Here is a 12607-nt window from a genome sequence, read left to right on the forward strand (position 1 = left end):
GTGTAAATAAAGTCTATCTGCATTATGTTTCTGGGTCTAAATATATTCCTATAGTGGTTGTATGGGGCTATAAAAACGTGATGTGCATTCCTATAATGCGCTGCGTTCTCAGGAACGGTCTTGGGAATTAAAATAATTTAAAGGGAAAGAGAATGAACACCATGGTTTGGAATCTGAAAGGAAAATTGAATCGCAAGGCTGCGAAATTACAGGAGATGCGTAAACAGCGCGGTGTAACCCTGCTGGAAATCATCATTGTACTGGGTATTATCGGTGTTATTGCGGCAGGCGTTGTTATTCTGGCGCAGCGTGCATTCACCGCGCAGGACCTGTCTGATATTCAGAACAACGCGAACAGCATTCGTACCTCTATGGCTGAAGCGTTTAAGGATGAAGGCAGCTATCCTGAAGATAAAGGCGGTATTGTTGGTCTGACCAAATCTAATATCTCTAAGTCTACACTGGATACGCCAATTGTTACCCTGGTTAAACTGGGTAAGATTTCTCCTGACGAATCTTTCAACGGCGTTTCCAACGACGCATTCCAGATTACCAATGCACAACTGGATGGTACCAGTTCTCAGAACAAAGCATTCGTTCTGGTTGTAAACGGTCTGGAGACTGAAGAGTGTCGTAACCTGATTTCTCAGATGGGTAACCAGTGGGATTACGTTGAAGCGCTGAACTCCGGTGCTAATGCGGGTACTACTATTGCGAGTGTTTCAGGTCGTAACCTGAGCAACACTAAGTCTGGCGCAATTCTGAAGACACTGACCTCTGGCGAAATTGCCGCTACAGACATCACCGCTGCTGGCGTTTGTGATGGCGATGGTGCAATTAACGGTGTGATCTTCGGTAGCAAATAATTAAGTACTTAATACTTGTTATTTAGTGAGCCCCCCTGTTGATGGGGGGCTTTGTTAATTACCTAAACAGGACTTGAACGATGCGCATCAGAAAGGATTCAGGCTTCAGTTTGCTGGAAATCATTATTGTGCTGGCTATTGCTGGCGGCGTTATGGTGATGTACACGCATTATGCGCGGAAAAAAGCCGAGAATATCGCTCAGCAGAACGTCGCCGACGCCCTTGCTGAGGAAATGAAGGGGGTACTGGAATTTATTGATGATGACACCATTGCGCTGGTTGGCAAGAAAAACGAAACTGACAGTCCACTCTATAGCGATGAAAATAGTGAGTATGAGGTTTATCATACGCGCATTACGAATGAAATTGATGCCACCGACACGGGCAGCAAGGATAATTATTATCTGTGGGGTGATGACAATAATAAAACCAAACAGCAGCGCTATCTGTTCTTAAGCAGCAACTGTAAATCATCGCTGAAATCAACTTTTGCGTTTGAAAAAGAGTATCTGCCCTGTTTTATGCGCAATGTGGCAACCAACTCTACTGCGGTCATTGATCGCGTGGGTTTTGCGGGGGGGGATAAAGACTCTGATCGTCAATTCGATATCAATCGCATTGATACGATCGTTCGGTTCAAAAAAGAAGAAGTAAACACCGATTATCATTTTGCCGATTTCGCGCCCCATTTTACCGAGGCGTTCTCAAAAGCCGGTTTTACAGTATCGCATGCGATGGTTGTGCACCGCACAAATAGTTTATCGAACTGGCAGCTGGTTCTGAATAAAAAAGATAATAAAACACCGATTGAGCTGAGCAGCATGGCCAGCAACCTTGATGCACTGGACCAGTACAAGAAAGACGAGTTTGGCGTGCGTTTTACTATTGATACTAACGATAATTCGGGCAATAGCAGCAATGCCGGCGGCAAGGTCTGTTGGGCCCGTGGCGATAGCGGCGTGAAGCTGTGCTACGACGATAATGCGGGAACCGGCGCTCATGGCGAGGATACCGTTTTGGATCTGACCATGACAGACCCTGACAATACCAGGAATAACGATATGACAGGCACCCTGAAAGCAAATCTTGTCATGGAAAATACAGCAACAAAAGTTGCGATATTCAAAAGAGCTGGCAATGGTTGGTTAGTCTTTGATGAAAATAATAATCCGGTCCCTTTAACAATCAACGAAATGTATGGTGGAAACCACGTAGCAGAATATGCTCTGGACGATCAAAGAGTTGATACATATAACCCTTACGTAGACAGCCAAGTACCTCTTCGTAGTGGCACTTACTTTTCTGAGCATTATGATGCCTATGAATTAGTTACGCCACCTTCTGTCGGCTACGGTGGCCCTGTTGGTCATGGCACGAACTTAGACCACACGTTTGGTGGCGAAGAATTACCTGATAGCGAAAAGCAACCATCATATGTGGAATACAATGATTTTGCTTATGAAGGTCGGGTCGCAACCAATGAAGGGGGGTTCCGCTACGCTGTCCAAACGTGTCCAAAAGTGGAGCAGGAACTTACCCTTATCGACGGTGATGGGCAACCGGTTCTGGATGATGAAGGTAACATCAGGAAATTTAAATATACGCGACAACTTTATCCTCGGTTAGCGGCATCTATTTCTTCCATTGCTGCTCAACCCCAGCCTGATGACGGCCATCCTACAGGACCTTGGGGCTTTTCCATACAAGACCAAAACCGAGCAATGTTGAAAGATGAATACCCTGTGGGGATGTTTGGAGGAATTGCTGTCCAGGTTGAATTTGCAGAGCAAGATACTACACCTAACGGGCCCCACCAAATGCCGGAAAGAACTGCTGGTGCGCACTACATCTATCAAAATACAAAATATGTCTGGATAGTGAGTGCAACAATGGGCATGTATAGCGCCACTACGGGGGAAGGTATGAATATTCTCAATCCAAATACTGTTTCTTATACCATTACACAATGGTGTAGCACGATTCCACAAAGTGGTACACCAGAAGATTTAATCGACACACAGCATTATGAATAACTTTTGATATAATGGAATATAAATAATATGAATATTATTAACAGCAATAAATGGATTGTAGCAGGCATATTACTGTGCTGCGTGAGTAATACCTCTGCATCAATGAACACCTCTTCAGAGGTGTCACTGGCTGCGAATACTACGACGTCTGCGGGCGCTGCGACACCACGCAACCCTTTTGCTGAAGAAAATGGTGTATCGCCAGCTTATGTCCCGATGGCGCCCGTAGCGACAGCGGTACCCGCAACGTCTGGGGCACGTTCTTTGGTGCTGCCGGAAAACATATTGTTAAGCCAGGCATTAAAACAGTGGTCTGAAGGCAACCATTACAAACTGTTCTGGAACAGTAAAAAAGATTATCTGATTTACAATACTATTACCTTGAGTGGGAAAAGTGATGACGACATTTTACAGTCGTTAGGTGAACTCTTTTTCTCTGAAAATTACGGTTTAGTCGTTAAGAAATACGAAAAAAACCACGTTATCGTTATTGATGAAATGTAAGTGGATGGAACCCATGAAACTGAAAACAGGTATCTTATTGCTGGCTTTCCTTGCGCAAGGATGCGTAAGCGATTTTGAAAAAAAATACGACATCCCAAAAAAAATTACAGAAAATACTTCCGATTCAACCACCATTGATGACGCGAAAACCAAGCCCTATATTAAGTATGACTCTGCCTATTTAGGCAAGAAAGTACAGTACAGCGTTGAACAGCAGAAGGTAATGGGCAAACATGTGAAAATTACCTCCTATGAACCTACCACGCTGTCGGCTCTGATGGAGGTGGTTTCCGCACAAACCGGGATTAGCTTCCGTATTAACGCCTCTGCGATGGGGGGGAAAAAAGCAAGCACCGATGACTCGTGGGACACGCCGCGCTCCGTGCAGTTTGACGGCAACTTCGAAGACTTCATGAAGTATATCGGTTCGCTTTATGACGTCAGCACTGCGCTGGACGCCAGCAACATTCTTAAAATTAACGTCTTCGATACCTATGTTATGCGTCTTGACTTCTATGGCGAAAATAACAAAACGGAAACGAACCTGGATCTGTCAGGTAACGAAGCGACGTCTGGTGGCGGCCTGACCGGAAAATCCGAGACGAAGTTTGAGTCCTCTTTCTGGGATGATGTGGAAGATATGGCGAAAAACTACGTCACGTCCGGTAACTACACTCTGTTTAAGGATTCTTCGATTCTGATGGTGAATTCACGTCCATCTGAACATGAGGCATTGAGCAAAGCGCTGGATAAATATAAAGCGGATAACAGCCGTCAGTTTATTGTCACGTATCGCATTTATTTACTTGATAAAACAAAAGAGAAGAATCTGGGCGGCGGTTTAAATCTTAATTTTGCAGATGCACATAACACCATCAATATCAGCAGCAGTATCCTGAATAACCTCGGCGGCGGTATCACCGCGGGCTGGAAGAACAGCCATGTTGATATCAGTACGGGTCTGGATGCGTTATATAAATTAACGGGTAGTGAATCGCTGCAAAGTGGTTCATTCATCACGCGCAACAATATGGCGATTCCGGTCAACATGACGCAGTCTCAATACTATGTATCCGGAAGAACGCGTACAACAGATGATACCGGTGAAGTTAACGTTGAAATTAATACTGATGAAATTGTCACCGGTACCAGCTTTATCATCACCCCGCGCGTGTTGTCTGATGGCCGTATCGAAGTGGTCAGCGGTTTCACCAAGCGTTTCCTCAACTCTATTGACGAGTATGAAGACGTACAGCTGCCAAACGTCAGCACTACCGAGTCGTTTAACTCTTCCATTATCAAGCCGGGAGATTTGCTGGTTGTAGGTAAATTTGAAGCGAAGGCATCGAAAGATGGACTCCAGTATGAAGTGTTGGGGGCCAATGACACTCACTCAGACGGCGTCGCAACGGTCCTGATGGTAATCGGGGTTGACTATTATCGTCAGCCAATTACTTCACGTGGTGAATAAGTGGCTTCGCGATGAATGATATTTTATTCAAGAATAACATATTAACCGGACTCTACTGGGAGCCTCAAAGCCTGGAGCACTTGCAACCGGCGGAGCAGGCCTCATTCCGCGGGATGATGAAAGCCTATCGCCGTCTGGTTTATAAAGATTCTGTTGGAGAGTTGGCTATTGGTTACAGCACAAAGATCTCCACGCTCTACGAGCCGTTTGCACTTTATGTAAAAGAGCTCTATGGAGATGGGATTTATTTCTCTCATGAATCTAATCAGGCGACATATTTTCTGATTATTAATGACGGTCGGATCGTCAGCGGAACGGACTGCTTTATCAACAAAGCGCTTTTTGATGAGTTAATGAAGCACACCGATGAGTACAGTCATCTGGAAGTCACGCCTCTGGAAGAGACTCAGATTACTGCCGTTGTCGAGCGCTGCTGTGCTCGACAGGCGCGTCTGAAGCGACGCCGTCGTATCATCATCGGTTCTATTTTTTCGGGCGGTGTTGCGTTTTTGGCTGTTTTGGCATTGTTGCTTCATTTTTTTGTGACGGGATAACGTATGCTGGAAGGAATGTATTTCTGGAAAGATAAAAACGGCACGGTTTCAAAGCTAAAGCTGATTATAGGGATTTTGATTATTCTTATTCTTATCATCGGCGGTAGCGCGGGAGCCTGGTATTACTTCGTCATGCTTCCAGAAGCGAAGGCGAAAGAAGAGGCGATTGCACGCCAACAGCAGGCTGCCCAAAAACTGCGGGATGATATCGCAAAGGTTAAGAGTTTCTACACAAGTTCTCTGGCCGGCGGTGGTATTGATGAGACTGTATTATTGCTTGATGAAATTAAAAGAAGTGATAAGACACTTGAGATCATCCCGAAGGATAAATATGCGTTTAACTGTGATAACAAATCCTGCAAGTTCAGTTATGCTTTTAGTAAAGGGGCTTTATGGGCGTTGCCGGAAAAACCTTTCTGGGGTAAATGGTATAAACCTACCGTTATTGCAAAAGGGAAAGGGAACTCATCCGCAAAAAATAAGATGGATTTCCAGTACGATAAGATAGAGTCACATCTGAATAAAAATAAGCACCAGGAAGCTTATGACAATAAAAAACCACTTGAATTACACGCATGTAGTGATGTGGTTTCCTATATTATGACATTCAATTCGATGGTTAAAGGTCAGGGCAAAAATGGTAAAAACCTTGGCCAGATTGTGATTAAAAAAATGCCCGGCTCCAGCCTTGGTGACCTTGAATCCACGCTTTCTGGAAAAGTAAAAAGTTATGGGTTGCAGGTAGGTAAATGGGAGTTGGAAATAAAATCAGGTGAGAGTGCATTATCATCAGACGATATGACGAACATGCAGTTGTTACTTTATAAGCAAGCGTATCGCGATGCTTTTATTGTTAATAAATTAGAGACGAAAGACAAAGGAATGAAAGTTTCAGGAGGACTGGTATGCAAAAAGTAAAATCGATGGTAATGGCCAGTGCGTTAACGTTTTTGGTTGGGAGCGCAGAAGCCGCTCCGACAACTGACTTACCGCAGGTTCCGGCAAATAAAACGCAGCCCGTTCTCGTGAAAACTGGCGCAGAGGCAATGAAAAAAGAGCTACACGATGCTAAGGCAAAACTCGTGTCAGCTCCGGCTGAGGCTGCTCAGCAAAAGGCGGCTGAAAAGCCTGCGATGACTGCTTCAAACCTGGTATCAGCCCAGTCGGCTGGTGAGAAAAAGAACAAGATTAAGCCTCAAACAACAGAAAAGCAGTCAGAAGAAGCTAAGCAGGAAGACGCGGCCAATACAGCGTCAGTCCAGGATCAGCTGGCGTCAATTGTTGAAGATGATTACGCCTTTGAACAGCAGCGCAGAAAACTGGCTAACGAGGTGGAGCTTGAAAAACTTCGCAGCCAGATTCGTAAACTCCGTGGCGAAGACAAGATGAAGGCTGCACCGCGGGTTGAAGCCCCGGCAGCGGTATCCAAGCCGCAGGCGCCAGTCGCTGCAGCGATTGTCATGCCGCGTGTGGTGCTGGAAGCCGATATCGGTGGCACAAATCGCGTTGCGGTGCAGAGCGGAGATACGCTTCGTTATGTTCGCCCGGGCGAAACGTTCGATGTGGGGGGCAGAAAGTTTAAGCTCGCTAAAGACAGGAAGTCAGTTGTAATGGCAGAGGAAGCAGTGCAGTGACATTGGATTTTACGCGTATATCAGCCGACGAATTGCTCGCTGGAAAATGGACTTACCAGGAATTCGAAGGGATCGGTTTCACGGCTACGGTCGAGGAGAACGATTACCTCGTGGTGAGTACGCTCAGCATCGGCAGCTTATTTGAATATCAGATACAGGTGTCGAGACTGATTTCTCAGCACAAACGTCAGGTCGTGGGCCTGGCGCTTGTCGCTGAAGAAGACTATTACCGTATCGTTGAGCACGTCTCATTGAAGCTGCTCAGCGATGCGAATAAAAACATCGATATTACCGATACACAGAAGCGGCTGGCAGCGATTCTTCAGCGCGTGGTTAGCATGGGCGCAAGTGATTTACACATTACGCGTAACGATGTGCTGGCACTCTTTGAGGCTCGCGTAAACGGCGTTTTAATGCCGTTCATGCAGCTTAAGTCCCAACTCTGCGATGAGCTGGTGTTCGTGCTTTACAACGTAGAAGCGACGACACGTGATACCACGTGGAACCGTGCTATCCCGCAAAACGCCAACATTCTTTACAACTTGTCCGGTAAGCCATATCGCTTCCGCTATGCTCACTTCCCGATATTTGGTGAAACGGCGGATTGTTACCATGCGGTTCTGCGTATTATTCCCTCAGGTTTGCAGAAGGGGAATATCGGCTCGCTGGACAAAATCGGCATTTCTGAAGAGGAAGTGGCGGATCTAAAAAAAATCCTCAGCAACCCATACGGTGCTTACGTTATTGCGGGTACGACGGGTTCAGGTAAATCTACCACTCTGAAAAACCTGATGGAGTGGCTGCAAATCAACCGCTATGAAGATCGCGGTTGTTTTCTGACGGTGGAGGACCCGGTTGAGTATCAGATTTACGGTGCGAAGCAGAGCTCCGTGGTGGATGTTTCTGGCGGTGGTTTCCATGCCGCTATTAAGTCGGCCCTGCGCCGCGATCCCGATGTCCTCATGGTAGGGGAAATTCGAGACAACATTTCCGCTAACGCGCTGGCAGGGGCAGTAGAGAGTGGTCACTACTGCTTCACCACCGTGCACGCCGGTAATATTGTTTCGCTGCTGCAGCGTATGTCGGCCCTGGGGATCGGCAGTGACAAACTCTCAACTCCGGGGTTCGTCGCGGGGCTGCAGTGTCAGAAGCTGGTGCCGGTGCTGTGTGAAAACTGTAAGACCGTTATGGGTACAAAAACCATTTCCGGTCGTGAGTTTACTCTTTACACCGCTGGTGAAGGCGGCTGTGAGCAATGTCGTCAGAGCGGTATCAAAGGACGACAGCTGGCAATGGAATACTTCCTGCCAACCTATGACGAGCTGGCTGCTATCTCCAGGCAAGAATGGCTCAACGTTTATACGCTGTGGCGTAAAAAACGTGCTACAGCGCCTGGTTTGACAGAAGGTTTCGAAATCCGTGAAAAAGTGATGTCACATGTGCTGAAAGGGCGCATTGATGCCGCATGGTTTGCCATGGAGTTTGGCGAAATGACTGAAGAAGATCTGGAGATGATCGTTGAAAAAATTCGGTAAAAAGCAGCGTTTATACCTTTACCAGTTTTGCGCCGATATGATTAGCGCAGGGTTGCCGCTATTCGATTCATTGCAAAAGCTGCAAACAGAAGGGCGTACGCTTCTGGGGAAAGGATTCAGTGATAAACTGGGCGAGGTTATCCTGCAAATGAAGCAGGAGGTTTCAGTGTCTGCTGTGTTCTCTGATGTCGTACCTAACTCAGAGCTCAGCGTGATTACGGCGGCAGAAAAAAGCGGAAGCCTCGCCGATGGTTTTTTGACGCTGGTAGCGGTCATTAAATATAATGACGAACTGCGAAAAAAAATTGTTGGTGCGCTGATTTTCCCGCTCATAATGATAAGCCTGTCACTGATCGTTATTGCAGGTTATTCGCAAAAGGTCTTCCCGGCTTTCGCCTCGGTAGTCCCTGTGGAAAAATGGCCTGGCGTAACCCAGAATTTATATAATTTTGGTACTGCCCTCTATCAAGGGTTATGGCTGAAGATTCTGTTGGGTTTTGTCATTTTTGTCTTCGTTGCAAAATTTGCCATGGCAAACTTGAGCGGTAACGTGCGCAATAAAATATTTGACAAAATTTTGCCATTTTCCACTTATAGACAACTTGCGTCATCCGTGTTTCTGAATAACCTTGCGTTGATGCTTAGTAACAACATTCCTCTTACTGACTCTTTACATATTGTACGGCTGAACGCCAACCGTTGGTTACGTTGGCATATTGATGTGATGAATGACAAAATGGCGCAAGGGATCCACTACAGTAAGGCGCTATCGACAGGTCTACTCGGTAAAGAGGAATTGCTGAACATCAGTCTGTATGCTGAACTGCCCTCGTTTAATGAGGTATTACGCTCGGTGTCCGATCGTTCCCGCGACCATATACAGGAGTACATCAAAAAACTGGCCGGTTTATTAAAAAACCTGGCAACGGTAATACTGGGTGGATGCGTAGTATGGGTATTTGTATCATTGTTCGCATTGATGGATACGCTCTCTCAAACTGCTGGCGGTTAATCAAAACGCGATGTCAAATGGTATTACAGTGAAAAATATCCATTTAGCATCGTTGATCTCATTGGAGTACATCGTGGAAAATACATCTCTACGATGTATGCCCGGTTCTCGTCGTAAAAGATGCATTGGTTGCTATTAATAAGGATGTTTAAATGCGCCTGGAAGCGTTTTTTGCCCCTTACTACCCATGGCTGGCGTTAGTATTAGGGTTGTTGATTGGTAGTTTTCTTAACGTGGTGATTTACCGTCTGCCAATCATGCTTTTCCGGGAGACGGCTGACGACGAGACGTTGAAAACATTGCCCAATGTCAATCTTTGGTGGCCGCCATCGCACTGCCCTCTTTGTCAGACACCCATTAAGCCGTGGGATAATATTCCGGTTTTAAGCTGGGTGTTTTTGCGTGGTAAATGCCGCTGCTGTAAAAGCACAATTCCGTTTCAATATCCCTTAAGTGAAGCGTTGATAGGGTTCGGGTATTTCTTACTAGTTTTCTGCTATTACCCTCAGCATAGCCTGATCCAAATTGTGTTTGTGGCATTATTTTTAAGCCTGCTTTACACCCTGGCGATGATCGATCTGAAGACCTTTCTCCTGCCAGATAGCCTCGTATATTTTTTGCTCTGGGCTGGGTTGATCGCATCTGTCAGAAACATTATTCCTGTCTCCCCTCGTGATAGCGTTATTGGCGCTGCGTTTATTTGGGCGTTTAGCTGGGTAATGGCAAAAGGATTTACGTGGGTAACCGGCCGGGAAGGATTTGGAAATGGTGACGTTAAACTCTTTGCGGCCTGCGCCGCGTGGATTGGCAGCGATAATGTTGGTCAATTAATGCTGGGGTCGGCGTCACTGGGTGCCGTGTTCTTTTTAGTGCGCTGGATTTCAAACACACGCTCACAAAATAAAAAGAACACGGGGGGATATATTCCCTTCGGCCCTGCAATTGCTATTACCGCTGTCATCATTATGCACATGGAGGTGCTAACATAATGTCTTATTTGCTGTTATCCGGTGTGCTGTTAACCCTGCATCCCGCTTCGACGATTGGACCGGAGTGCTATTACTCGACGTATCAAGGCTTGTCGCAGTTACTTAACGCAAAAACGCATTCGCCCGATTTTCGGATGAATGAATCGTCCGTGCGAACAACGTGTGATGACGATCCTGAGCGTATTCATTATCTCACCGTATCAGATACCGTCGCCTGGCTGGCACCGTATCTGCCGCCAGCACAACATATATTTCATCGTCATCCGAAAGCCGATGGCCCTGAATACTGTTTTTCACAGCGCTATATTCGCTCTTTGCTGGGACGGTGGAATCACGCAACCGAACTAAATTATTTTGGGGAAATCAATTGTAAAAAAAGTATTGCTCCCCCACCCGAGGAGCCAGAAGACGAGCCTATCGTTGTACCATTTGATCCTGCTTCACTGATCGTGAAAACGGATGAACCTGGCTCGCTTGAGGTCGCGCCAGATGATTCCTCTGACGAGGATATTCTTCCTGTGGATGGGGGAGCGGCAGTAAGTAGCGTGTTTTCGGTAATGAATTCCACGATCCCAACCAGTAGCGCACCTGCGCCGGTCTGGAAGCCGTTATTAAGTCAAAAGGCAAGAGGGCAACAGTTCGTCTTCCCCTTACGCTCTGAGCCAGTGGTAACCTCGCCTTTTGGTATGCGTTATCACCCAATCGTGCATACGTTTATGCGTCATGAGGGTGTCGATCTTCGTGCAGCTTTGAATAGTGAAGTCATGTCTATTGCAGACGGCATGATTGTGGAAACAGGATATGGGCCTGTCACCGGTCTGTATATGACGATCCGTCATCCCGACGGCTGGAGCAGCCGATATTTGCACCTTAATAAGCTGCTGATGATAAAAAATCAGTATGTTCAGAAAGGGGATGTGATTGCGTTGTCGGGTAACACGGGGCGCACCGATGGGCCCCACCTGCATCTTGAGATCATTCATGATGATAAATTGCTTGACCCGATGACGCTGCTTTTTGAACCGGCTGGTGAAAGACGTGAACGGACCATCGAGCAGACAAGTGCTGTGCCGGAGCCAGTACCGGCACCCGAACCTGTCGATATGACCCCGAAAATTGCGGTGATCGCGGGGGAAGGGGATTCTGTGCAAATTGGGGTACGAACCGGGCGAAAAATGACCATGTATTCGCCCCAGGAGATCATTGAAACAGATGACGGTGACTGGCGAATCGTGAAAAAATTTGGAAAGTACAAGCTGAAAAAGATAGATCAAGCCAATTCCAAAGCAAAATAATAAGGTTTCCCGGTTTAGAGCGTTGTTTTATGGTCGTTTAAAAATCACTTTGATGGTTTTTTCCTCACTTGATAAAATGGAACGAAAATGCCCTTGCGAAGGCCATTCGCTTTGGTTAGTATTCACACCCGCTTCAGTGGGAAACAAAAATCCTGCTAATTGGTCGAAGCATTGGTATGCGGCAAATCCGCAAGGAACAGGTTGATTATGTACGAAGCTCTTTTAGTTGTTTTCCTTATTGTAGCCATCGCTCTCGTAGCGCTGATTATGCTGCAGCAAGGTAAAGGCGCTGATATGGGAGCCTCCTTCGGAGCAGGCGCTTCCGGTACGCTGTTTGGTTCAAGTGGTTCTGCGAACTTCATGACCCGCACAACGGCGATTCTGGCTACGCTGTTCTTCATCATCAGTCTGGTGCTGGGCAATATCAACAGCAACAAGACCAGTAAAGGAAGTGAGTGGGAAAATCTGAGCGCGCCAGCGAAAACTGAGCAGACTCAGCCAGCTGCACCGGCTAAGCCAACCAGCGATATCCCGCAGTAAGTATTCCGTACCGAGGTGGTGGAATTGGTAGACACGCTACCTTGAGGTGGTAGTGCCCTAACGGGCTTGTGGGTTCGAGTCCCATCCTCGGTACCAATATTCCAGAAAAAAGACGTCGAAAGACGTCTTTTTTTCGTTTGTAGCTTTTGCCGTTCGTAGGCCCCGGGGTCGGCC

12 protein-coding genes and 1 tRNA gene are annotated in these 12607 nt (G+C 46.6%); all 13 read left to right on the plus strand.

All coding sequences use genetic code 11. The features are described 5' to 3' along the window. Nucleotides 1-152: 152 nt before the first annotated feature. Nucleotides 153-866, plus strand: a complete 714-nt coding sequence (locus tag URZ40_RS17495) for a type IV pilus major pilin (RefSeq protein ID WP_320720937.1) — start codon at nt 153-155, stop codon at nt 864-866. Nucleotides 867-946: 80 nt separating this feature from the next. After that, nucleotides 947-2899, plus strand: coding sequence for a type II secretion system protein (locus tag URZ40_RS17500; RefSeq protein ID WP_320720938.1), 1953 nt, complete (start codon nt 947-949; stop codon nt 2897-2899). A gap of 27 nt (nt 2900-2926) precedes the next feature. Next, the gene (locus URZ40_RS17505; RefSeq protein ID WP_320720939.1) at nt 2927-3403 is read left to right on the plus strand and encodes a TcpQ domain-containing protein; all 477 of its coding nucleotides are present in this window, start codon (nt 2927-2929) and stop codon (nt 3401-3403) included. Nucleotides 3404-3416: 13 nt separating this feature from the next. After that, complete coding sequence (locus tag URZ40_RS17510; RefSeq protein WP_320720940.1) at nt 3417-4874, plus strand: type II and III secretion system protein; 1458 nt, start codon at nt 3417-3419, stop codon at nt 4872-4874. 11 nt (nt 4875-4885) lie between these two features. Further along, nucleotides 4886-5428 carry a pilus assembly protein gene (locus URZ40_RS17515; RefSeq protein WP_316379856.1) on the plus strand — a complete coding sequence of 181 codons (543 nt, stop codon included), beginning with the start codon at nt 4886-4888 and terminating at the stop codon, nt 5426-5428. A gap of 3 nt (nt 5429-5431) precedes the next feature. Further along, entirely contained in the window at nt 5432-6346 is a 915-nt protein-coding gene (locus URZ40_RS17520) for a hypothetical protein (RefSeq protein ID WP_316379857.1), read from the plus strand. Next, nucleotides 6334-7062, plus strand: coding sequence for a hypothetical protein (locus URZ40_RS17525; RefSeq protein WP_316379858.1), 729 nt, complete (start codon nt 6334-6336; stop codon nt 7060-7062). The genes URZ40_RS17520 and URZ40_RS17525 overlap by 13 nt, the downstream gene beginning before the upstream one ends. Next, the gene (locus tag URZ40_RS17530; RefSeq protein ID WP_316379859.1) at nt 7059-8597 is read left to right on the plus strand and encodes an ATPase, T2SS/T4P/T4SS family; all 1539 of its coding nucleotides are present in this window, start codon (nt 7059-7061) and stop codon (nt 8595-8597) included. Before URZ40_RS17525 ends, URZ40_RS17530 begins: the two co-directional genes overlap by 4 nt. Next, nucleotides 8581-9609, plus strand: a complete 1029-nt coding sequence (locus URZ40_RS17535; protein ID WP_316379860.1) for a type II secretion system F family protein — start codon at nt 8581-8583, stop codon at nt 9607-9609. The genes URZ40_RS17530 and URZ40_RS17535 overlap by 17 nt, the downstream gene beginning before the upstream one ends. Before the next feature lie 152 nt (nt 9610-9761). Beyond that, complete coding sequence (locus tag URZ40_RS17540) at nt 9762-10598, plus strand: prepilin peptidase (RefSeq protein WP_320720941.1); 837 nt, start codon at nt 9762-9764, stop codon at nt 10596-10598. Next, nucleotides 10598-11893, plus strand: coding sequence for a M23 family metallopeptidase (locus URZ40_RS17545; protein WP_320720942.1), 1296 nt, complete (start codon nt 10598-10600; stop codon nt 11891-11893). The genes URZ40_RS17540 and URZ40_RS17545 overlap by 1 nt, the downstream gene beginning before the upstream one ends. 207 nt (nt 11894-12100) lie before the next feature. Next, a complete protein-coding gene (gene secG, locus URZ40_RS17550; protein WP_021242256.1) occupies nt 12101-12433 on the plus strand; it encodes a preprotein translocase subunit SecG in 333 nt (110 codons plus the stop codon). Nucleotides 12434-12442: 9 nt separating this feature from the next. Further along, nucleotides 12443-12529 (plus strand) — tRNA-Leu (locus tag URZ40_RS17555). The last annotated feature ends 78 nt before the right edge of the window (nt 12530-12607 follow it).

The sequence above is a fragment of the Enterobacter sp. 296B2 genome (assembly GCF_034106185.1).
Classification (GTDB): Bacteria; Pseudomonadota; Gammaproteobacteria; order Enterobacterales; family Enterobacteriaceae; genus Enterobacter; species Enterobacter cloacae_N.